The sequence below is a fragment of the Hankyongella ginsenosidimutans genome, from assembly GCF_005144965.1.
GTDB classification, from domain to species: Bacteria; Pseudomonadota; Alphaproteobacteria; order Sphingomonadales; family Sphingomonadaceae; genus Hankyongella; species Hankyongella ginsenosidimutans.
Map to the genome: position 1 here is coordinate 871,991 of NZ_CP039704.1, position 21,909 is coordinate 893,899.

The window sequence follows — 21,909 nt, forward strand, 5'->3', positions numbered from 1 at the left end:
TCGCATTCCCGACGCAGTACGGATGACGGGGCTCAGCAAATCCAAGATCTACCAGCTCATCGCTTCCGGCGACATCGAGGCAGCCAAGGTCGGCCGTGCAACCGTGGTGTTTGTCGATAGTCTGCGGTCCTTTCTGCGATCACACTGTAAACAGCCGCGTTCTCGGGCGTAGCAGGGATCGCGCATGTCGGCCTGTCGATATTTCGGCACGGCCTGTCGCGAAGGGGTAAAATTGGGGTGGATTGAGCGGAATTATCGGCACGACGATCAAGAACGTTGTTATAAATCAGTATCTTATGTTTTCGTGTGAATCCCTCCTCCGCTACCAAACTCAGTAAATAACTGAAAATAAACGACAAAAATTCATGAATGTGGGACTCGAACGGTATCGAGTATCCGCTTTAGACGTAGCTACTTAGCCATTGAATTTGCACGATTTTGAGCGGCTCGAGTTTACGACTTACGACCAGTAAAATCATCGCGTTTCGACGGCTTGGGGTATTTTGGGGTATCGCCGTAGGGCTGAATTGACGCTCAATACCCCCAATGGACTGCTTCCTATCTGTCGAGGTTGCGGCAGCCTTGCCGTAGGGAAGGGTAGGGCATTCACCGCCAAGGGTGGTGAACGCAGCGCGCCACTTGCTCGGTCATTGTGGGCATGTCGGCAAATCACCTGAATGCGGGCGGAGCGGTTAATCGCCAGCATTGGCTGAAACTGGGACTTGCCGACATTGCGTGTGGGGCGGTTGAATGTCGGCTACTGACAACAGCTGTCTCTCAAGCATTTGCCCGGGCAACGTCATCGGACGACCGGAATTGGGGCGCGAGTCGCCTGGCAGGTCTAAGGCCGTGTTGACAAAAGACTTGAGCCAAAGGCGGGTGGCTGCGAGATTGAGGAAGCTCTCGAAGGATAGGACAGTCTTGTCGTAGCGGGTAGCGATGCGGCACTGTTGCTTGAGTTTGCCGAAAATGCGCTCGACGCGGTTGCCGTCACGATAGCGACGATAGTCGGGACGCTCGGGCACCTTGCGGTTCGAGAGGGGTGGAATGATCGGCAGGATGCCCTGGATCAGCAGGCTCTCCCGGAAGCGGTCGCCGTCATAGCCCTTGTCTGCCAGCAGCGCCTTGGGCGCGGCGACCGGGATCTCCATCAGCGGCTCGGCAGCGGCGTAATCGGAGGCCTCCCGCCGGTCAGGATGAAGCCGAGAGGCAGTCCCTGATTGTCGCAATGGGCCTGGATTTTGCTCGAAAAGCCGCCGCGTGATCGACCAAGAGCGTTCTTAACTGCCCCCTTTTCCGCCCGCTGCCAAAACATGGCCGCGAACGCTGGTGCTGTCGATCATGTGCTGCCAGTCGTCGGTAAGTAGCAAGCCGCGCGGGCCATCCGGTCCGTCCCGCCGATTCCGGGGTTGAAGACATTGCAAGGGTCGAGCTCTTCGTAGTGGTCCCTCAATGCGGTCTTGGCCGTATAGATATGGCCTACATTATGCTCGGCAGGATACTCGGCTCCCTTCTTGTCGAGCAAAGCCAACATCGCGTGCTCCAGCGTGGCGGGGTCTGCCCCTTCCTGACTATATAGTCTTGATGGAACACAAAGCACAGGAAATGACCGTAGCGCAGTTGTTGGATAATTGATCCCGCAATGTCTTCTGGAAGCTGTTCGGTCCAGTCGCGGCAATTGCGTGGTAACGCTACATCCAGCGCGACAATGTCTTCAACTATGCGATCATTAACCGCCCGATAGCGCACTGCGGCCCCGGCAGCAACAAAGCGGTGAAGAAACGCAGCTTCTCCTTCATCCGGCGTGCAGGCAAAGAAGTCGCCATCGGCAGACGGGAATGTCTCGAGGAGACGGTGCATCATCTCCTCTACATCATCCTTGGCAACGCGGATCATCAGATGATGCTCGTATCGGTCCCGCCAGTCGACAATTCGACGAGGAAGATGCTGAGGAACAGGCTTGATGCATGTTGCAGTAAACGGTCGGACAGGCTGTCGGGCAAGAACCGGATGCGGGTTGCCAATCGGTCAAGCCAGGCCTTTGCAGCGATCATCAGGGAAGGCGCTCCGTCCCGAAATGGCGAATGGCGAGATAGCTGTCCTTTCCATAGGTGGCCGCAACATCGAACGCATCGCGATGCATGTATTCTGCGGCGATGGGCAAGCTTTGGAACGATGACAGAATGTCGCGCCGCAGCAGGGTCAATTCCGCCGGATTGTTCGTGCCGATGTAAAAACTTGACTCATTGTTTCCTTGGGAAACGTATCCAATCGAACCGCGAAGACCATGACCTTTCCGCCGCTTCCTGACGCCTCATAGAGGCGGGTGGGATCGGCATTGAAGCGTGCAGGTGTTGGTGCATCGATGTCCCGGACATGTTCGGCATAGTTATGGTCGGAAGCCTGCCTGTCGCGTGCACGTTCGATATCGGCTGCGGAGAAATGCCCCCTTCCAAGCGGGTCAGGATTTCATGGGGCTGGGTTCCGAGGTCGATGCCCAAATGGTTGACAAGGCGGAGACAACCCCGTTCATCTACACGCGCATATAGAGCAAGCTGAGTGTAAGCGGGGCCGCGTCGCACCAGTGCGCCGCCGCTATTGTTGCATACTCCGCCGATGACAGATGCGCCGAAGCAGGACGAGCCGATGACAGAGTGTGGCTCTCGGCCCAGCGGGCTGAGAAGGGCTTCCAATTCATAAAGGGTGGTGCCCGGCAGGCAGACAGCTTGTTGACCGTCGTCGATCAGATGCACCCCTTGATCCGTAGAGTATTGATAATGATCACCGGGCGGTCATAACTGCCGTCAGGTGTCGATCCGCCCGTCAATCCGGTATTCGCAGCTTGTGCGATGATGATAACCCTTGCTGCCACACAAGCTTCAAGGACCAACCATTGTTCGACAAGAGTACCTGGTCTTATGACCGCGAGCACCGGTCCGCCGCCGAACCTGTAGCCGTTTGTATATCGGCGAGTGCGATCGTCATCGACCAGCACATGGCGACGGCCGACAATGCTTTGCAACCGCGCTATGAGCGCGCCGCTATCAGTGCTCTGAATTTGTTGCATGACGCTACCTTAGGTTGGCCAGCGATCTTTCGTGACCGCTGGCCATGATCGAGGGGTCAGATGCGAATCTCGGCACCGAGAACGACGAGGAACTGTTTGAGCCATGCACCATGAGCGGGCCAGGCGGGGCCAGTGACGAGCGTGCCGTCGGTAACGGCTTCGGTCATCCCGAGCTCGACATACGTCCCGCCGGCGGTCTCGATATCAGGGCGGCAAGCAGGATAGGCGGACACTGATCGACCTCTGATTATGTCAGCGGTCGCAATAAGTTGCGGCCCGTGGCAGATTGCGGCCAGAGGCTTGTCGGCAAATGCCCGCACCATCGCCAGGACTTCGGGGTCCAAGCGCAGATACTCCGGAGAGCGTCCGCCGGGGACAACGAGGCCTGCATAATCTTCCGGATTTACAGCCTTGAAATCAGCATTGATCTGGAATCGATGTCCGAGCTTTTCCGAATAAGTTTGATCTCCGGTGAAATCATGTACAGCCGTGGCAACCGTATCGCCGGGCGCTTTGTTAGGGCAAACCGCCTCGACCGTGTAACCCAGGGCTTCCAATGCCTGAAACGGCACCATGATTTCGTAATCTTCGACGTAGTCGCCAACGATGAATAGAATTTTCTTGGTCACGTTATCGCTCCTGTGATTGAGGAAGACCGGCTCTGCTGCCGCGCTACGTCCTATCCCAAGTTCGCTCATTCAAAAATGAATGTTCGGAATGGACAGAAGTCGCTATTGGAATGGCATGGAGTTCAAGAGTCTGCGGTTTTCGTCGAAGTGGTGCGACAGGGCAGCTTCACAGAAGCTGCGCGCGTATTGTTTTCGACGCAGTCGACAGTGAGCAAAATGGTCAAGCAGCTGGAAGAGGTGCTGGGAGCGCCGCTGCTCGACCGGTCGGGCCGACGCGTCATTGCAACGGCCGCTGGTGAAATCGTCTACCGTAGGGCGCTGGGTCTTCTTGGTGCGCGCGAGGATCTCCTGTCGGAGTTGCAGGAACTTCAAGGTCTCAAACGGGGAACTCTACGACTGGGCATTCCGACGGTTGGCGGGGAAGCGCTATTTGCGCCGATCCTTTCCCGCTTTCGGCAATGCTATCCAGGAATAGAGGTCCAATTGATGGAGCATGGGAGCGCCCATCTTCAGGAAGCGCTTCGCAGCGGCGAGGTCGACCTCGCCGGGCTGCTTCAGCCTATTCCTGACGAATTCGATGCAGCGGAGATGCGGCGAGAGCCAATTGTCGCAGTTCTACCTGTCGGCCATCCGCTCGCACAAGTTGGTAGTGTCACGCTTGGCGCTCTCGCAGATGTGCCAGCCATCCTTTTCGACCATGGTTTCGTGATGCATGCCACAATGATCGAGGCGTATCGCAAGGAAGGCATCAAGGTTCAGATTGCCGCCCAGTCAAGTCAGGTCACTTTCATGTTGGCCTTGGTCGAGAGCGGTATGGGCGTGACTTACCTGCCCAAGCTGATTGCACAGAATTACGCTACCAGCGCGACCCAGATCCTGTCGCTGACCAAGCCAGCGCTCGAATGGCGTATGACGATGGCATGGAGGCGTAACGGCTATCGGTCTGCAGCAGCGCAGGCATGGCTCGACCTTGCAACGAATGTCGCTCGGGGAATGAGCGTCCTGTAAGAATAAATCATCCCGTATCTATTATGTCAATAAGTAAAAATCCAAGAATTGAACTTTATCTCGTAAAATTTATGTCTCTCATAATATAGAATAATTGCATTTTCTGCAACTTTGATTGCTTATCACTCGAGCCATCCAATTCATAAAGATAAGTTATTCGACGATCGCCGCCATGGTAAGTTCGACATTGCCCTCGACGAGATTCGGCACCTGATTGAGGAGGGCGACCATATAGGGCTGCTCGAAATGGTGATTAAGCGCAGCCGGTGACTCCCACGTTTCGTAAACGATCCATATATTTGGCGCTTCGATTGCGCGGTGCAGGACGTACGAAAGGCAGCCCGGCTCTGCCCGACTCGGCGTCACGATCGACCTGAGAGCAGCTCCCAAAGCGTCGGCCTTCCCGTCTTTGGCCTTGATCCGCGCGAACACGATGAGTGGATCAGACATGCTTCTTCTCCTAACAGACCAACGATGGGGCCGAAACGACGGCCACAACTTCGTCAAAGTTCTGTTTGCCGCCGATTTGGACGGCGGATACGCCGCCGATCGGGTTAGTGAGCAGCGCTTCTCGCATACCTAGTGTCCGCCTCGGTACGAACATGGAGATCACGCCAAGTCGCAGGGTAACACCTTCCCAGTCCTTGAATGCCCGGTAGAAGGAACGGGTGTCCTGATACCCCAGAAGGTAAGCGATTTCGTCAATTTGCACAGCAAGGTCGGCAAGCAGCCGACGACATGTCTCCTGCCGCGCCTCGACGAGCAACTCCTTGAAGCTTGTACCTTCTTCGGTGATGCGACGCTGTAGAGTCCTTTCGCTGAATCCCAGTTGACGCGCCACATCACCAATTTCGGGCCGGCCACTTGGCAGGCGGGACTTGAGCGCACTGACGACCTGCTGCGATACAGTCACCGGGCGATCAAGCTGTTGTAATTCCGAATTGAGTGCCTCTGACATCAAGGCGATCATTGCCGCATTGTGTCCCGGAAAGGGCTGATCGAAATCCGCTGCGTGAAAAATTAGCGCGTTGCGCGTGCATCCGAAGCGAACCGGTACTCCAAAATATCGCGCGTAGTGATCCGAAGCGCTCCGTTTGCGGCTGAATTCCACCGCCCACGGGACAATGTTTGTCCCTGTTCCGCGCCTTGAAAGTTCGACCAACGTGGCAAAAGTTAGGTCAACGCTGACGTCGGGCTCAGCGCTCGAGGCATGGAGCCATTCGGTGGTGACGACACACTGACCCTCCGCTTCGTTCACCACCAGTCTTTCTGCCGTGCACAGCCGCTTGAACCGTGCAAGCCGCGCAAGACCATCACGGAGATCGCGCGCATAAAGGCCGCGACAGTTGACGGCGGGTGCGCCGCAGTATCCGCATGCTCGACGAGGTGCAGGCCTATTGCAGGAATAGGCGACAGCTCTCCCAAAGCAGTCATCAGGCCGAAATATTGGTCCGTCGTCACGACGCCATCCGCCGAAAGCGCCAAGTTGAGCGGCAGCTGCGCGCGGTGGAGGAGATCGGACGAACGAATGCCCGCCGTCTCCACCGCGCGCCAGAAACCGGGCGGGATTTTGCATCGATCTGCCGGGCTCTGCGCCATGATCAGCCAGCCTGGCTCATGATGATGCGATCAAACATCCGGTCACCAAGCCAGGTGCGCATACCGATCAGCAGCTTGGCGAACTTGCCGGCGGCATAGCGTGTGCGCGGCCTGCGCGCAGCGACCGCATGGCTGACCACGTCTGCAATCACGCTTGGAGGCGAATTCTTGCCTCCTTCATATGTTTCGCGGGTGCCGCGAACGATCGCTTCCACCAGCTTTGCATAAGGACCATTGCTCGACCGATCGCGGAGCCCGTCGGCGACCACGTCCCCGAAGCCGGTGTCGATCAGACCCGGTTCAATCACGATAACGTCAATGCCGAAAGGTGCGAGCTCGAGCCGAAGGCAGTCGGACCAACCTTCCAGAGCATGCTTGGTGGCGTGGTACCAACTGCCGAGGGGGTATAAATTTTCCCGCCCATCGAACTGACGTTGACGATCCGACCCGCGCCCTTTGCGCGCATCGCCGGAAGCAGGAGCTGGGTCAGATGCGCTGCGCCAAACAAGTTGACTTCAAACTGGTAGCGCGCCTCACTGATGGCGATTTCCTCCATCGGACCATAAAGACCAAAGCCTGCATTGTTGACGAGGACGTCTACGCCTCCGGTCTGGTTCATGATCTGCGCCACGGCCGCTTCGATCTCATCGCCTTTCGAGATATCGAGACGAATTGATGTGCTCCAATGGCTGCCAAGTCCTTCATCTTGTCGATCGAGCGGGCAGCGGCATAAACTTGGTATCCGTCTGCGACCAACTTCTTGGCAATTTCTTTTCCCATACCGGACGATGCACCGGTGACGAGGGCGGTCTTGTGATTGGTATTGAACATGATGTATTCCTCCTTCGATGCGCCTGAACTAGGCCCAAGCACTCGCGATGGAATTCACGGTCCGCGCCAATTTGCTCACAGACGGCGCCAGTCGCCGAATCCCTCCGGACCACCATTTGGCTGCTTTGACCTGCTCCCCTGATTGTTACCAGTCAGAGGTAGAGTCGGGCTCCTTCATGATGGTTGTTTGATGGGATGGCAACGTGTCTGGGGCATGCCCCAGACACGTTGGCCGGCGATCTCGGCGGGGTCTTCCCGCCCAGTTTCGAGTGCGGCCTGACCGTGTTGTAATCGTGCCGCCAGGCGGCCAGCACGAACCGGGCATGGGCCAGCGAGGTGAACAGGGTCTCGTTGAGGCATTCGTCCCGCAGGCGGCCATTGAAGCTTTCCACGAAGCCGTTCTGCATCGGCTTGCCGGGCGCGATGTAGTGCCACTCGACCCGCCGCTCCTGCGACCAGCGCAGGATGGCTGACGAGGTCAGTTCGGTGCCGTTATCGCTGACCACCGTGTGCGGCTTGCCACGGCTGCCCATCAGGCTGGTTAGTTCCCGCGCCACCCGAGCCCCGGACAGCGAGGTGTCGGCCACCAGCGCCAGGCACTCCCGCGTGTAGTCATCGACCACGCACAGGATGCGGAAGCGCCGACCGCAGATCAGGCTGTCGGAGACGAAGTCGAGCGACCAGCGCTGGTTCGGACCATCCGGCAGCACCATCGGTCTGCGCGTACCCAGCGCCCGTTTCCGGCCACCACGGCGACGCACGCGCAGCCCTTCCTCGCGATAGATGCGCAGCAGCTTCTTGTGGTTGGGTGCGATGCCCTCCCGCGCCAGCAGGTAGCCCAGGCGGCGATAACCGAACCGGCGGCGCTCCGCCGCCAGCTCACGCAACCGTTGCCGCAGCGCTCCGTCATCCGGCCTCGTCGGCTCGTAACGGATCACCCTTCGGCTCACACCAACCAGTGCACACGCCCGACGCTCGCTCACCCCGTGATGCTCCCGGGCATGGGCGACGGCTTCCGCTTGGCGCCGGGCGTTACCATTTTTGATGCCAGATCCTTCAGCACCGCGTTGTCGAGCATCGCCTCGGCCAGAAGCTTCTTCAGCCGCGAGTTCTCCTCCTCGAGCGACCGCAGCCGCCGGGCCTCGGACACATCCAGACCGCCGAACTTCGACTTCCACTTGTAGAACGTTGCCGAGCTGATCCCGTGACGGCGGCAAACCTCCGCCGTCGCCATCCCAGCTTCCTGCTCCTTCAAGATCGCAATGATCTGCTCTTCGTTGAACCTGCTTTGCTTCATATCGTCCGACTCCTTGGCGTCGGACTCTACCAAAAACGGTCACATTTCAGGGAGCAGGTCAATACGTTCATGTATCGAATCCCACCCTTTCCGCCAATTTGGACCACCCGAACGCGCACGCTGGCGCTAAGGCAGGAGTGCCTACTTGGGGCTGCGCGATCTTTGCGATGGCCTCGGCGCGCAGCAGGTGAAACCGTACATTCAACCCCACAAGCGGGAGTGACTGCATCTGGCGGACTCGGACATACAGAGTGAGATTGGCAAAATTCAGGTGATCGCTAGGCGGGACCAATTGACCATGATCAGGGCCTAAGGAGGCAACTTCCTGCGCGATCATCCGCAAAACGCGCCTTCTGAAGGGTCCTGATCGCTTGTTTGTGCATAAGATTTGCGTGGGGGTACCAGTGGGGGTATTCGGTTATTGAGCGGAACCAAATTGTCGATCTTTCAGGGCATTACGGCGATTTTCCTGATCCCTCCTCCGCTACCAATTCTCTTGATATTCAATTTATTATATTAGTTCCCGGCAATCGCCTGGTGCGTTTTCGCCACGGCGTTCACGACTGCAGCGAGGCGGGCGGCAGTCTGGATGACTTCGATGCTGACGCCGTGCTGGCGCAGTACCTGCTCGTGCGAGTCGATGCACAAACCACAGCCGTTGATCGCCGAGACCGCCAGGGACATCAGTTCGAAGTCCGACTTGTCGATGCCGGGGCGGCTGATCGCGTTCATGCGCAACTTGGCAGGCAGCTTGCCGTATTCCTTGTTCGAGGCGAGGTGCACGAAGCGGTAATAGACATTGTTCATCGCCATGATGGCAGCAGCCGTCTTGGCGGCGGTCATGGCCGCCGCGTCGAGCTTGGCGGACGCTTCCGCCTCGGCCGCGACGATGAGCGGGCGGTAGCCGGTGGCGTGAGCGCAGGCAACCAGCAGGCCATATTTGCGCTGGTCGGTCAGGATATCCTCCGCCAGCAGGGAGGACAGGTTCAGCCGCAGATCCTTGGCGTAGTCAGGCAGAGCGGCGATGAGAGCGTCGAGTGTCATGGGGTATCTCCAGGGGCGGTCGGGGCCGCATGGCGCATGCGCCATACGGCCCCGATGTTCTGACTGCGGCGGAGAGGGGGACAGGCCGCAGCCGGAACTGGTTCAGGCGGCCGGGCGCAGGACGTCCTGCCCGTTCTGCCAGTTGCACGGGCAGAGTTCATCGGTCTGCAGTGCATCGAGAATGCGCAGCACTTCCTTCGGGTTGCGGCCAACCGAGAGGTCGTTGACGCTGACGTGACGGATGATGTTTTCCGGATCGACCACGAAGGTCGCACGCAGGGCGACGCCCTCCGCCTTGTCGAGGATGCCGAGCGCGGACGCCAGCTCCTTCTTCTGGTCGGCGATCCAGGGAATGTTACAGCCGCCAGGTCCTCGCGCGACTGACGCCAGGCCAGGTGGACGAAATCCGTGTCGGTCGAGGCGCCGAGAAGTACCGTATCACGATCGGCGAAGTCGCCGGCCAATTCGTTGAAACCGACGATCTCGGTCGGGCAGACGAAGGTGAAATCCTTCGGCCAGAAAAACACGACCTTCCATTTGCCGGCGTAACTTTGCTCGGTGATCGTCTCGAATTCGGCGGGCAGCGCAGTGCCGTTCTGAATCTTGGCGGTGAAGTTCGGAAGGTGTCGCCTACGGTCAGCATCGATGTCTCCTTGTGCAACCAGTGATGCGTTGCACAAGTAGTCCCGACACGAAGCCGTGTAAAATTCATAAGTTTGCCAATCATAATCGATTTTCTCGACTACAATCGGCACCCCAGATTCGTCAGGGGCGACGGAGAACCCGGCCGGGCAGGCTTGCAAAAGCCGCTGTCATGGCGCGAGGCGAAGCAACGGCTGCGCCGAGGGCCCGGCCAGGTTCGACTTGCGTCAGGCCTGCTGCGGCGCAGCGCGCAGCGCGAACATCTCGCGCATGTGGCTGAGCGAGAACAGATGGGCATAGACAAAGCCGAGGCCGGCGCTCTTGACCAGCTTGCGGTGCTGGTCGCCGCGCAGATCGTGCAGCTTCTGCTCGTTGACCATCAGGAAGCCCTTGAAGCTCGCCTGCGGCGTATCGCCGGCCTGGATGGTCGCCTCGCCGGGCTGCAGCAGGTCCAGTTCTTTCAGTTCTTCCATGAACAGGCGGGTGCGTTGAATGGCGACCTCGAACTGCTCGCAGAATTTCAGGATATCCTTGGTGCGCTGGCTCGGGCCGTCGCCGTCGAACAGGTTGCCCTCGGCCTCGCCGGTGCTGAAGCCCGGAGCCTGGTCGTCGAAGCACAGGCTCAGTTCCTGCGCCTGCGGGTTGAGGCGCGCGAGCATGAACGGGTAGCGGCGGATGTACGCCGGCACGTAGGTGCCTTCCTTCCACTCGCCATTGGCGTCCATGAACAGGTTCTCGCCCTCAGCCAGGCCGAGCAGCGCCAGCGGTGCCGGGGTCGCCCGGCGCGAACACGATCGGGTAATAGCGCTGGGCGATCACGAATTCCTCGACCGTCAGCGGCACGGCATGCGCGGTGCGGGCGAAATCGATCGACAGCTCGTCGGCCAGGGTCAGGTTACGGTGCAGCGCCGGCGACAGCGGCACGAGCGAATTGTAGAACAGCGGCAAGCGCGGCTGAGCGGACGGTGCGGTCGAGGCCATGCGTAAAATCCCTGATCAAGTTGCCCGCCGTGGCGGGACCGGTCGTTTCCTGCGCGGCTTCTAGCGGCCCGGCCCGGCCCAGCGCAATGCCTGAATCGCCCGGCACCCCGGCAAGAGGGTTAAGACGGCGGCGTTTACGCCCAGGCGGCCGGCGCTCAGGCCGGGGTCCGGCGCGGCGTCCGTCTCCTCGGGCAGGTCGTCCTGCGCGCCATCGTCGGCGATGCGGGCGACCGAGACCACATGCTCGTCGTCCGCCACGCGGAACAGGGTGACGCCCTGGGTGGCGCGCCCGGCGATGCGCACATCGGCGACCGGCGTGCGGATCAGCTTGCCCTGATCGGTAACGAGCAGGATGTCGTCGCTGGCGTCCACGGGAAGCTGGCGACCACTGCGCCGTTGCGCTCGCTGGTCTCGATGTTGGCAATGCCCTGCCCGCCGCGCCCGGCGGTGCGATATTCGTAGGACGACGAGCGCTTGCCGTAGCCGTTGGCGGTGACGGTGAGGATGAACTGCTCGCGGGCCGCAAGCTCCGCCATCTGTTCGGGCGGCAAGGTCGGGGCTGACGGCTCCGGTTTCCAGGCAGCCGCGCGCAGATAGGCCTCGCGGTCGTCGACGCTGACGTCCTGACCGTTCAGGATCGAGACCGAGATCACCTGGTCGCCATCCGCCAGCAGCATGCCGCGCACGCCAGTCGACGTGCGCGACTGGAACTCGCGCACGTCCGAGACCTTGAAGCGGATGCACTTGCCGGAGCGGGCGGCGAGCAGCACATCGTCCGCCTCCTCGCACAGCACCACGCCGACCAGACTGTCGTCCGAGCCGTCCTCGAAGCGGATGGCGATCTTGCCATTGCTCGGAATGTTGGTGAAGGCGTCCATGCTGTTGCGGCGCACGTCGCCCAGCGCCGTCGCGAACATCACATGCAGCGCGCCCCAGGTCGCCTCGTCCTCGGGCAGCGGCAGGATGGTGGAGATGGTCTCGCCTTCCGCCAGCGGCAGCAGGTTGACCAGCGCCTTGCCCTTGGTCTGCGGCGTGCCCTCCGGCAGCTTCCACACCTTCATGCGGTAGACCTGGCCGCGGCTGGAGAAGAACAGCACCGGGGTATGGGTGGAGGCGACGAACACGCGGGTGAGCACGTCCTCGTCCTTCATGGAGAGGCCGGAGCGGCCCTTGCCGCCACGCCGCTGCGCCCGGTAGGTCGAGAGCGGCACCCGCTTGATGTAGCCGCTCAAGGTCACGGTCACCACCATGTCCTCGCGCTGGATCAGGTCTTCGTCGTCGATGTCGTCCTCGGTATCGAGGATCTCGGTACGGCGCGGGGTGGAGAACTGGCGGTCGATCTCGTCCAGCTCGGCGCGCAGCACGTCAAGCCGGCGCGTGCGGTGGCGCAGGATGTCGAGCAGGTCCTCGATTTTGGCCGCCAGCTCCTTCAGCTCGTCGCCGATCTCGTCGCGGCCGAGCGCGGTCAGACGGTGCAGGCGCAGGTCGAGGATGGCCTTCACCTGCTCTTCCGAGAGCCGGTAGGTGTCGCCGATATGCTCGGCCGAGACCGCCTCGACCAGCGCGAGGTAGGGGCGGATGTCGGTCGCCGGCCAGTCGCGCGCCAGCAGCTTCTCGCGCGCCACGGCCGGAGAGGCCGACGAACGGATGGTCGCCACCACTTCGTCGAGATTCGAGACTGCAACCACCAGCCCGAGCAGGATGTGGGCGCGCTCGCGGGCCTTGTTCAGCTCGTACTTGGTGCGCTTTGTGATCACCTCCTCGCGGAAGGCGATGAAGGCGGCGATGATGTCCTTCAGGCCCATCTGCTCCGGGCGGCCGCCGTTGATCGCCAGCATGTTGATGGCGAACGAGGTCTGCGCGGGCGTGTAGCGGTAGATCTGGTTCAGCACCACGTCGGCGACGGCGTCGCGCTTCAGCTCGATGACGACGCGCACGCCCTCGCGGTTGGACTCGTCGCGCAGATCGGAGATGCCCTCGATCCGCTTGTCCTTCACGCACTCGGCGATCTTCTCGACCAGTTGCGCCTTGTTCACCTGGTAGGGCATCTCGGTGAGGATGATCGCCTGCCGATCCTTGCCCCAGTCCTCGATCTCGGCGCGCGCGCGCACGCCGATCGAGCCGCGCCCGGTGCGATAGGCGGAGAGAATGCCGCCGCGTCCGCGGATGATGGCGCCGGTCGGGAAGTCCGGGCCGGGGATCGCCTGCAGCAGTTCCTCGACGCTGACGGCAGGGTTGTCGAGATAGAGCCGGCAGGCCGCGATCACCTCGCCGAGGTTGTGCGGCGGGATGTTGGTCGCCATGCCGACGGCGATGCCGCCGGCACCGTTGACCAGCAGGTTCGGGAAGCGCGCCGGCAGCACGGTCGGCTCGTGCTCCGACCCGTCGTAGTTCGGCTGGAAGCTGACCGTCTCCTTGTCGAGATCGTCCAGCAGGCTGTCGGCGACCTTGGCGAGCCGGGCTTCGGTGTAGCGCATGGCCGCCGGCGGGTCGCCATCCATGGAGCCGAAGTTGCCCTGGCCGTCGATCAGCGGCACGCGCATCGAGAAGTCCTGCGCCATGCGCACCAGGGCCTCGTAGATCGGCGCGTCGCCGTGCGGGTGGTATTTACCGATGACGTCGCCGACGATGCGCGCCGACTTGCGGTACGGCTTGCCAGCGGTGAAACCGTTCTCGTGGCTGGAGAACAGGATGCGCCGATGCACCGGCTTCAGGCCGTCGCGCACGTCGGGCAGTGCGCGCCACGATCACGCTCATGGCGTAATCGAGGTAGCTGGTCTTCATCTCGTCGACGATGGAGATCGGGCGAATGTCGGACGGGTCGGAGCCTGCGGGCTGATCCAAGGTCTGGCCTTAATGTGGTGTGGGAAGTGACCGTCTCTAGCCCCTGCCGCCCCGATGCTCAAGCACGGTGTTGCGGGGCGGCGCGGGCACCGCATTTTGCGGCGATCCGGTTATTGCGTTGGTGTAATTTTCTGGCCCGCGCGTGCATGGGCTGCTAGGCTTGAACGCATCGAGAGTGTTATTTGGGGCACATATCATGGCGCGTTATACGGGCACCCGGGGCGGGACGAGTTTTACGGCATTTCCGGGCAGGATAACCGGTTTCTGTTCCGGCCCGGCTATCTGGACGGTGCGGACATCGTCAGCGGCAGCACGGCGCTGACCGACATCGACACTCTGGTGCTGTATCGCCCGGACGGCGCGACCGGCTCGGTGCGGGCGCAGGCCGGCAAGTTCGACCAGGTGCGCAACATCGAGGTGGTGGAACTGGCCGACCCCGGCATCGTGCTGACGGTCTCCCAGCAGCTGGCCGGCTCGTCGCAGCGCGGGTTCCTCACCATCAACGGCTCGAGCGGCAATGATGTGGTGAGCGGCCAGCCGACCGACCCGTCGCGCGGGCCGGTGACCACGGCGCTGGTGTTCAACGCCAACGGCGGAGCGGACAGCTTCACCGGCGGCGAAGGCGACGACCGGGTGCGCTTCGCCGATGAGACCCGCACCGGCACGACGCTGGACGGTCGCGGCGGCTTCGACACCCTCGTCTACACCGGCGTAGGCACCTTCGACTTTGCGACCCTTGCGGATGTGCGCCAGTTCGAGGGCGTGGAGCTGCGCGCCAGCGACGGCTCTGCAACCCTGATCCTGGACAACAAGCCGTTCGCGACTTCGGACAGCGGAGCGTTCACCGTGCGCAGCTATGGCAGCGACACCATCGACGCCAGCCGCGTCAGCGCCGGCAACACCGTCATCGCCCGCAGCCTCACCGATGGTGCGACACTGGATGTGGCGCTTGGCGGCGGCGACGACCGCTTCGAGGGTGTGTTCGCAAAGGGCCAACTGAACGGCGGTGCCGGTGACGATGTCCTCGACCTCGATTTCTCCGGCTCTCCTGTGTTCGTCAGCGGCGGTCTTTACGGCTTTACCGTTATGTGAACGGCGTTTCGGAAAGCCTGCAGGTGACGGGCTTCGAGCGCCTGGTCGTGCGCGCGCCCGACCAGGGCGGCAGCTTCTCGGGTGGCAATGGCGACGACATTTTCATCGGCGGGGCGGGGTATGATTCCTTCAACGTGGGCTGGGGCTTCGACTCCGTTGATGGCGGTACAGGCAACGATGGGCTCGGGTTGGACTTTAACGCTGCCGCATCCGGGGTGACGATCGCGCGCTCGTCATCCGGCCCGGATTTCACTTACTCCGCCACCAGTGGCGGTCAGATCCTGGCATCCGGCCAGGCGACCAGTATCGAGCGCCTAAGCATCTACGACTCTCGATTTGACGACGTCCTGAACGGTGGCGACGGAGACGACTATTTTAGCCTTACGCGTGGTCACGACATCGTCAGCGGCGGCGCAGGGTTTGACCAAGTTTTTACTCTTTCAACAGTAATGGTAATGGCGTTAATTTTACTACCCTCGCTACTGGAGCAGAAGAATTCACCGCTGTCGCAACGAGCGGTGATGCAATTGTTTCATCTGCCATACTTACAAGTATTGAAAGTATAATTATTGTTTCTAGTGATTATGACGATGTAATACACCTTTTAAAACTGGAATTGTCTCTGCTAATGCAGGTGATGACCTTGTCTATATTTCAACTTTCCCACAACTTAGTTTAGGTGGTGGCATTGGCGACGACACGCTGGCGCTCGATGGCGCAGGCATTGTAATCAACTTGCTATCTGGTTCTACTCCATACAGTTTCGAGCGCTACGATCTCACCGGATCCGGTGATAATAGCCTCACCCTCAACGACCTGAACGTCATCAATGTGACCGACACCCGCGACAGCGCCTTCACCGCAGCGCCGATCGACGATGCGCTCGTGGTGCTCGGCGATGCGGGCGACGTGCTTGATCTGCGCGCCAGCAGCCCGAGCGGCTCCTGGACGGAGGTACAGTCCGGCGTTGGGCTGGATGGTGCAGCCGGCGGCGGCTTCGACTTCTGGGCCTACACGGCGTATGGGACAGTCACGGCATTCCTCGCCGTGGACAGCGATGTTACCATTGTCCGTGCGCAGGCGCGCGTGGTGACGACAGCGGGAGACGAACTGGCCGAGACCAGTGATATCGTTATTGAATCTGCGGATGGGCAAGGGCTGTCCCTGCGGGAAGCCCTGTCAGCCGAGGCGGAAACCGGTCAGATTGTTCGTTTTGATGCGAGCCTTACCGGCCAGTCGCTCCAGCTCACCGATGGACCACTAAGTGTCACAGCAGCGCCATTCACGGTTCTTGGCGACATCAATGGCGATGGTGCATCCGACATCACCGTGACCGCAGACGGCGCAAACCCGGCCTTTGTGGTGAACGGTGGCGATTTGACCTTGTCCAACCTGTCGATTGAGACCGCGCAGAGCACACCAAGCGTCTCGCTGGCCGGCCTTGGCGGGCGTCTGTCGATCGCCGGCACAGGCGCGGAGACGGTCGATGCCCGCAGCCTCACCGATGGTGCGACACTGGATGTGGCGCTTGGCGGCGGCGACGACCGTTTCACGGGGTTTTCGCAAAGGGGGACGGCTTGACGGCGGTGCCGGTGACGATGTCCTCGACCTCGATTTCTCCGGCTCTCCTGTGTTCGTCAGCGGCGGTCTTTACGGCTTTACCGTTATGTGAACGGTGTTTCCGAAAGCCTGCAGGTGACGGGCTTCGAGCGCCTGATCGTGCGCGCGCCCGACCAGGGCGGCAGCTTCTCGGGTGGCAATGGCGACGACATTTTCATCGGCGGGGCGGGGTATGATTATTTCGACCCCGGTCGGGGCTTCGACTCCGTTGATGGCGGCGCAGGCAACGATACGCTCGGTTTGAACTTTTCGATGCCGCATCCGGGGTGACGGTCGCGCGCTCGTCATCCGGCCCGGATTTCACTTACACCGCTACCAGCGGCGGTCAGACCCTGGCATCCGGCCAGGCGACCAGTATCGAGAGCCTAAACATCAACGACTCTCGATTTGACGACGTCCTGAACGGCGGCGACGGAGACGAATACTTTAGCCTTACGCGCGGCCATGACGTTGTCAGCGGCGGTGCTGGGTATGACAGCGCCTACATCAGTTTTATTGGAACAACTACTGGTGTTGACTTCGTCGCGCAGACGAGTGGAATCAACGCGTTAACCTATACCGCGACCAGTGGTGGCGGAGTCATTGCCTCTGGCGCACTTACCAGTATTGAGCGTTTGTCTGTGGATGGCAGTAACTATAATGACATTATTCGCCTGCCTGTAACGGGCAGTGTATATGCAGGCGCAGGCGATGACATTGTCTATATTTCTTCCATTAACAATGTTTTTCTAAGCGGCGGTCTCGGCGACGACACCTTGGCGCTTGAAGGGTCCGGGCTGGAGATCGATCTGACACCCAGAATATTCGCCGCCTATAGCATCGAACGCCTCGACTTGACCGGGTCCGGCGACAACAACCTCATCCTCAACGACCAGAATGTCATCGACGCGACCGATAATCGCGACAGCGCCTTCACGGCGGCACCGATCAACGACGCGCTCGTCGTGCTCGGCGATGCGGGCGACGTGCTTGATCTGCGCACCAGCAGCCCGGGCGGCGCGTGGGCGGAGGTACAGTCGGGCGTCGGGCTGGATGGCGCAGCCGGCGGTGGCTTCGACTTCTGGGCCTACACAGCAGACGGGGCGGTTACGGCATTCCTCGCCGTCGACAGCGACGTGACGGTGACGACGGACGGTAACGCTGCAGCGGATGCGTTTGTCTCCGCCCTGCAGGCGCAGGAAGCGGCCAAGGATGACGCGCCGCTGGAGCTGACCCAGGACCTGCTGCTGCCGGCGTTCTTCGACGTCGACGAACCGGTCGCACCTTACAGCCCGCTCCATGGCGACTTCGCCCAGCCGCACATCGCCTGAGGCGGCGCGGGCGGGGCGGTCAGGTCTTCAGGCTGAACGGGGTGAAGTTGGTGGTGCGGTCGAAATAGTCTTCCTGCTCGGCGCGCTTGAGCCAGCCGACCACCCGGTAGGTGACCGGCGTCAGCACCACTTCCCAGCCGACCTTGAGGCCGTAGTTCGCGAGCATGACCGCGCCGAGGTCGGACGACGACCAGACGCCGTAGAAGGCGAGCGGGTAGAAGATCAGGGTGTCGACCGCCTCCCCGGCAACCGTCGAGCCGATGGTGCGGCTCCACAGGTGGCGGCCGTTGGTCCACAGCTTCATCTTGGCCAGCACGAAGGAATTGACGAACTCGCCACAGAAGAAGGCGACGAGCGAGGCGGCGACGATCCGCCAGGTCGAACCGAACACCGCCTCGTAGGCGGCCTGGCCGGTCCAGTCCGCGCTCGGCGGCATGGCGACCACAACGGCCGCCATCGCCGACATGTAGAGCTGCGCGGCGAAGCCGGCCCACACCACCCGGCGCGCCCGGGCATAGCCGTAGACTTCGGTCAGGATGTCGCCGAACACATAGGCGAGCGGGAAGAACAGGATACCGGCACCGAAACGGAACCCTCCACCTCCGCCACCTTGCCGGCACCGATCAGGTTCGAGCAGATGACGATGGTGACGAACCCCGCCAGCACCAGGTCATAATAACGGTATGTTCTCTGCTCTGTCATGAACATCCCCGATCCGTGTCATTGCCCAGTTTACCGGGCGCCGGCATGCCGTCCACAAGAAGAATTCCCGAGAGCATGGATCGACAGGACATTGAAACGCGGCACCACAGGTGGCAAAGCTTGACGCATGTTATCGCAGAAATCCCGGTACGCCCTGAAAGCCCTGCTTGAGCTGGCGCGGAACATGGACGAACCCTCGATCATGATCGGCGACATCGCCGAGCGGCAAAACATTCCGCGCAAGTTCCTGGAGCAGATCCTGCTTGAGTTGAAGCATCGCGGTATCCTGCATTCCCGCCGCGGCAAGCACGGCGGCTATGCCATGCTGAAAGACCCTGCCGAGGTGACCTTCGGCGCCGTGGTGCGGATTTTCGACGGACCGCTCGCGCCGCTGCCCTGCCTGTCACGCACGGCGTACCGGCGCTGCGACGACTGCGACAGCGAAAGCAGCTGCGATCTGCGCCGCGTGTTCTCACACGTGTACCATGCGACCATGGATGTGCTCGACCATACGTCGCTTGCCGACGCCATCAATGGCGTCGAGATGCCGCCGATCGAATAACCATCCCTTTGATATGATGAGGAAAATTTAGCAATCTATTTTTCCACGCCCTTTATATTGACAATTCCTATCTATTATATAGGAATAAGAAAATGCTTTAGAGGAGTTGGAGTCGCACATGTCGCATCAAGGCAAGGGGATGGATCGCCGATCAGTTCTGGCAAGCGCCGCCGGGCTGGCGGCGGCGAGCATGTTCCAGGGAAGGACGCCGCCGCCGCCAGTTACAGCCTGCTCAATGTTTCCTATGATCCGACCCGGGAACTCTACAAGGATATCAACGCGGCTTTCGCGCAGCAGCTCAAGGCGAAGTCCGGCGATACGCTTGCCGTGCGCATGAGCCACGGCGGCTCCGGCCGGCAGGCGCGTTCGGTCATCGACGGCCTGGCGGCGGACGTCGTCACGCTGGCGCTGGCCTACGACATCGACGAGATTGCCCGCGCCAAGTTGATCGCGCCTGACTGGCAGAAGCGCCTGCCGCACAACAGCGCCCCTACACTTCGACGATCGTGTTCCTGGTCCGCAAGGGCAACCCGAAAGCAATCCGCAACTGGGACGATCTCGTGAAGCCGGGCGTCTCGGTCATCACCCCAACCCCAAGACATCAGGCGGTGCCCGGTGGAACTACCTTGCTGCCTGGGGCTATGCGCTACGCCAGCCCGGCGGCACCGCGCGCACTGCAGCGCAGTTCGTCTCGCAGATTTTCCGCAATGTGCCGGTGCTTGACACGGGCGCGCGGCGCGACGACGACGTTTGCCCAGCGCGGGATCGGCGATGTGCTGCTGGCCTGGGAAAACGAGGCCTTCCTTGCAGCCCGGGAATTGGGTGCCGGCAAGTTCGAAGTGGTGGTGCCGTCGCTTTCGATACTCGCCGAGCCATCTGTCAGCCTGGTCGATGCCAACGTCGACCGGAGGAAAACCCGCGCGATCGCGCAGAGCTACCTGGAGTTTCTCTACACGCCGCAAGCGCAGGACATCATCGGCAAGAATTACTACCGGCCGCGGCTGGACGCCGCCGCACAAAAATACGCCGGCCAATTCCCCAAGCTCACGTTGCTGGAAATCGACAGGGACTTCGGCGGCTGGACGAAGGCGCAGCGCACACATTTCAACGATGGCGGCCTGTTCGACCAGATCTACACCCAAGCCAAACGCTGAACACACACGCAATCCCCATGAAACTCGGTGGGCGGCTGACGTCGCCCCCTTTTGCACACCCTCACGACAGGAGCCGACCATGTCTGTTTACAACCGCTCTCTGATCCTGACCCTGCTGGCGGGAACCGCATTCGCCCAGATTCAGGGTGCGCACGCGCAGGAGAGCGCGCCGGACGTCGGCGCTTTGCTGCAGCGTCTCGAACAGCTCGAACAGCGCGTGCAGTCGCTGGAGACTGAAAACAAGGACCTGAAAGAGCAGGCAGAATTCACCACGGAACGACTGGAGAACACGGAGAATCTGGCCGGCAAATCCGTGCAGTTCAACCTGGGTCCGGTTTTCAGCGATCCGCTCGGCAACTTCACTTTCAAGACGCGCGGTGTGCTCGAAGTCGAGAACAGCGTCTATTCAGAACGTGCAGGCGGCTACGACTACAACAACGGCTTTGGATTGCGCCGCGCCCGCTTCGGGTTCGAGGGCACTTTCTACCGCGATTTCGGTTATCGGCTGGAGACGGAATTCTCGGGCAACCAGGTCAATCTTTATGACGCCTATATCACCTATACGGGTGTGAAGCCGTTCACCTTCACGGTCGGGCAGCACAAGGCGTTCTTCAGTCTTGACCAGATGACTTCGCTGTCGGCGCTGATCTTCCAGGAGCGCGCCATGTTCACCAACGCCTTTGGCGGCGGCGCGGCCGGACGCAGAATCGGCGTCTCCGCCAGCTACGCAAAAGGCGAATGGACGGCGGCGGTCGGCTTTTTCGGCGAGAACGAGGGGATTGCCCGGTCGAATGCGTCGCCGGACGAAGGCTATGGCGTCCACAGTCGCGTGACATGGGAACCGATCAATGATGCCGGCCGCCTGGTCCACCTCGGCGCCAGCGGCTTCTGGCGCACCAACCAGCGCGTCGGGGACACGCCCAACAGCTTGCGCATCTCCGACCGTCCAAATTCCCGCGTCGATGGCGGCAACATCATCGATAGCGGCACGGTGACCGGCGTCGAGGATGTCTATTACTGGGGAGCCGAGGCTGCAGGCATTTACGGGCCACTGCTGATCCAGGGCGAATACGGGAAACTGTACCTGAACCGTACCGGCGCTCTCCCGCGATCGACTATAACGGCTACTACGTCTTCGGTGCCTGGACCATCACGGGCGAGTCGCCCAGCTACCGCAACGGGGTGCTGGACCGCATCCGCCCGACCCGCAACTTCGACATCCGCGACGGCGGCCTCGGGGCACTGCAGCTCGGCTTTCGCTACGACCGCCTGAATGCCAGCGAAGCACCCGGCGCACGGGCCGGCAACAAGGCAGAAACGTTCGACACCGCTCTGAACTGGTGGCTGAACCCGAACATGCGGATCGCATTCAACTGGGTGCGCTTCGACGGGGTCAACACCCCGCTTGATCCCATTGGGACCAAAACCGCAGGCGATTCCTACACCACGCGATTCCATCTTGATTGGTGATTATATCTATGGATATAATAGGCATTATGACCTACGAGGCTATCCTGGATGAAAAAC

19 protein-coding genes and 7 pseudogenes are annotated in these 21,909 nt (G+C 61.0%); 11 read left to right on the forward strand and 15 right to left on the reverse strand.

The window, feature by feature from the left end; all coding sequences use genetic code 11:
• Positions 1-4: 4 nt before the first annotated feature.
• Entirely contained in the window at positions 5-172 is a 168-nt protein-coding gene (locus tag E6W36_RS05000; RefSeq protein WP_281277510.1) for a helix-turn-helix domain-containing protein, read from the forward strand.
• A 520-nt stretch (positions 173-692) separates the two neighbouring features.
• On the opposite strand, the gene E6W36_RS05005 is transcribed toward E6W36_RS05000, so the two are convergent.
• From E6W36_RS05005 to E6W36_RS05015, 3 genes and pseudogenes are all read right to left on the reverse strand, one after another.
• Positions 693-1,229, reverse strand: coding sequence for a transposase (locus tag E6W36_RS05005; protein ID WP_342776807.1), 537 nt, complete (start codon positions 1,227-1,229; stop codon positions 693-695).
• A gap of 110 nt (positions 1,230-1,339) precedes the next feature.
• Positions 1,340-3,067: pseudogene (gene dld / locus E6W36_RS23945) on the reverse strand (D-lactate dehydrogenase).
• Positions 3,068-3,123: 56 nt separating this feature from the next.
• Positions 3,124-3,696, reverse strand: a complete 573-nt coding sequence (locus tag E6W36_RS05015) for a DJ-1/PfpI family protein (RefSeq protein ID WP_222873929.1) — start codon at positions 3,694-3,696, stop codon at positions 3,124-3,126.
• Positions 3,697-3,708: 12 nt separating this feature from the next.
• Here E6W36_RS05015 and E6W36_RS05020 point away from each other — a divergent pair, with 12 nt between their 5' ends.
• Entirely contained in the window at positions 3,709-4,704 is a 996-nt protein-coding gene (locus tag E6W36_RS05020) for a LysR family transcriptional regulator (RefSeq protein ID WP_246048153.1), read from the forward strand.
• Between the two features lie 153 nt (positions 4,705-4,857).
• Here the strand turns inward: E6W36_RS05020 and E6W36_RS05025 are convergent, their stop codons facing one another.
• The 11 genes and pseudogenes from E6W36_RS05025 to gyrA form a co-directional block, all read right to left on the reverse strand.
• Complete coding sequence (locus tag E6W36_RS05025; protein WP_222873930.1) at positions 4,858-5,154, reverse strand: putative quinol monooxygenase; 297 nt, start codon at positions 5,152-5,154, stop codon at positions 4,858-4,860.
• A gap of 10 nt (positions 5,155-5,164) precedes the next feature.
• Positions 5,165-5,986 (reverse strand): helix-turn-helix domain-containing protein, encoded by an 822-nt coding sequence (locus E6W36_RS05030; protein WP_246048263.1) that lies wholly within the window; start codon positions 5,984-5,986, stop codon positions 5,165-5,167.
• Entirely contained in the window at positions 5,959-6,249 is a 291-nt protein-coding gene (locus E6W36_RS18055; RefSeq protein WP_246048432.1) for an AraC family transcriptional regulator, read from the reverse strand. The genes E6W36_RS05030 and E6W36_RS18055 overlap by 28 nt, the downstream gene beginning before the upstream one ends.
• Positions 6,250-6,305: 56 nt before the next feature.
• Positions 6,306-6,611: a hypothetical protein gene (locus E6W36_RS05035; protein WP_222873932.1), complete on the reverse strand. Its 306-nt coding sequence runs from the start codon at positions 6,609-6,611 to the stop codon at positions 6,306-6,308.
• A gap of 27 nt (positions 6,612-6,638) precedes the next feature.
• Positions 6,639-6,976: pseudogene (locus E6W36_RS05040) on the reverse strand (SDR family NAD(P)-dependent oxidoreductase); the annotation flags it as partial.
• A complete protein-coding gene (locus E6W36_RS20390; RefSeq protein ID WP_281277457.1) occupies positions 6,919-7,134 on the reverse strand; it encodes an SDR family NAD(P)-dependent oxidoreductase in 216 nt (71 codons plus the stop codon). The gene E6W36_RS20390 and the pseudogene E6W36_RS05040, both read right to left, overlap by 58 nt.
• Before the next feature lie 152 nt (positions 7,135-7,286).
• Positions 7,287-8,431 (reverse strand): IS3 family transposase gene (locus tag E6W36_RS05045; RefSeq protein WP_246048154.1). Its coding sequence is split into 2 segments (ribosomal slippage): positions 7,287-8,149 and positions 8,149-8,431, totalling 1,146 coding nucleotides; the frame shifts between segments, so codons are not numbered across the junction.
• 516 nt (positions 8,432-8,947) lie between these two features.
• Positions 8,948-9,475, reverse strand: coding sequence for an alkylhydroperoxidase, AhpD family (gene ahpD / locus E6W36_RS05050; RefSeq protein WP_222873933.1), 528 nt, complete (start codon positions 9,473-9,475; stop codon positions 8,948-8,950).
• Between the two features lie 102 nt (positions 9,476-9,577).
• Positions 9,578-10,118 (reverse strand): annotated as a pseudogene (locus E6W36_RS05055) (peroxiredoxin).
• 226 nt (positions 10,119-10,344) lie between these two features.
• A pseudogene (locus E6W36_RS05060) lies at positions 10,345-11,098 on the reverse strand (SapC family protein).
• Between the two features lie 60 nt (positions 11,099-11,158).
• Positions 11,159-13,882, reverse strand: a pseudogene (gyrA, locus tag E6W36_RS05065) (DNA gyrase subunit A).
• Positions 13,883-13,996: 114 nt separating this feature from the next.
• Here gyrA and E6W36_RS05070 point away from each other — a divergent pair.
• The 5 genes from E6W36_RS05070 to E6W36_RS05090 all read left to right on the forward strand — a co-directional run bounded on the left by E6W36_RS05070 (position 13,997) and on the right by E6W36_RS05090 (position 17,964).
• A complete protein-coding gene (locus E6W36_RS05070; protein ID WP_222873934.1) occupies positions 13,997-15,034 on the forward strand; it encodes a hypothetical protein in 1,038 nt (345 codons plus the stop codon).
• On the forward strand, positions 15,031-15,600 hold the full coding sequence (locus E6W36_RS05075; RefSeq protein ID WP_222873935.1) for a hypothetical protein: 570 nt from the start codon (positions 15,031-15,033) through the stop codon (positions 15,598-15,600). Before E6W36_RS05070 ends, E6W36_RS05075 begins: the two co-directional genes overlap by 4 nt.
• Before the next feature lie 265 nt (positions 15,601-15,865).
• Positions 15,866-16,615 (forward strand): hypothetical protein, encoded by a 750-nt coding sequence (locus E6W36_RS05080; RefSeq protein ID WP_222873936.1) that lies wholly within the window; start codon positions 15,866-15,868, stop codon positions 16,613-16,615.
• A gap of 87 nt (positions 16,616-16,702) precedes the next feature.
• Positions 16,703-16,924, forward strand: coding sequence for a hypothetical protein (locus E6W36_RS05085; RefSeq protein WP_222873937.1), 222 nt, complete (start codon positions 16,703-16,705; stop codon positions 16,922-16,924).
• Entirely contained in the window at positions 16,921-17,964 is a 1,044-nt protein-coding gene (locus E6W36_RS05090) for an autotransporter outer membrane beta-barrel domain-containing protein (protein ID WP_222873938.1), read from the forward strand. The genes E6W36_RS05085 and E6W36_RS05090 overlap by 4 nt, the downstream gene beginning before the upstream one ends.
• A gap of 19 nt (positions 17,965-17,983) precedes the next feature.
• On the opposite strand, the pseudogene E6W36_RS05095 reads toward E6W36_RS05090, so the two are convergent.
• Positions 17,984-18,672, reverse strand: a pseudogene (locus tag E6W36_RS05095) (queuosine precursor transporter).
• 121 nt (positions 18,673-18,793) lie between these two features.
• On the opposite strand from E6W36_RS05095, the gene E6W36_RS05100 reads away from it, so the two are divergent.
• The 4 genes and pseudogenes from E6W36_RS05100 to E6W36_RS05110 all read left to right on the forward strand — a co-directional run bounded on the left by E6W36_RS05100 (position 18,794) and on the right by E6W36_RS05110 (position 21,852).
• Positions 18,794-19,228 (forward strand): RrF2 family transcriptional regulator, encoded by a 435-nt coding sequence (locus E6W36_RS05100; RefSeq protein WP_222873939.1) that lies wholly within the window; start codon positions 18,794-18,796, stop codon positions 19,226-19,228.
• 57 nt (positions 19,229-19,285) lie between these two features.
• Entirely contained in the window at positions 19,286-19,792 is a 507-nt protein-coding gene (locus tag E6W36_RS20395) for a substrate-binding domain-containing protein (protein WP_281277458.1), read from the forward strand.
• Entirely contained in the window at positions 19,735-20,382 is a 648-nt protein-coding gene (locus tag E6W36_RS20400) for a sulfate ABC transporter substrate-binding protein (RefSeq protein WP_281277459.1), read from the forward strand. The genes E6W36_RS20395 and E6W36_RS20400 overlap by 58 nt, the downstream gene beginning before the upstream one ends.
• Before the next feature lie 79 nt (positions 20,383-20,461).
• Positions 20,462-21,852 (forward strand): annotated as a pseudogene (locus tag E6W36_RS05110) (porin).
• Positions 21,853-21,909 lie beyond the last annotated feature (57 nt).

Coding starts and splice junctions, on each gene's coding strand:
- E6W36_RS05100 (WP_222873939.1), top strand. CDS start 18,794: ATGTTATCGCAGAAATCCCGGTACGCCCTGAAAGCCCTGCTTGAGCTG.
- E6W36_RS05070 (WP_222873934.1), top strand. CDS start 13,997: ATGCTCAAGCACGGTGTTGCGGGGCGGCGCGGGCACCGCATTTTGCGG.
- E6W36_RS05025 (WP_222873930.1), bottom strand. CDS start 5,154: ATGTCTGATCCACTCATCGTGTTCGCGCGGATCAAGGCCAAAGACGGG.
- E6W36_RS20390 (WP_281277457.1), bottom strand. CDS start 7,134: ATGTTCAATACCAATCACAAGACCGCCCTCGTCACCGGTGCATCGTCC.
- ahpD (WP_222873933.1), bottom strand. CDS start 9,475: ATGACACTCGACGCTCTCATCGCCGCTCTGCCTGACTACGCCAAGGAT.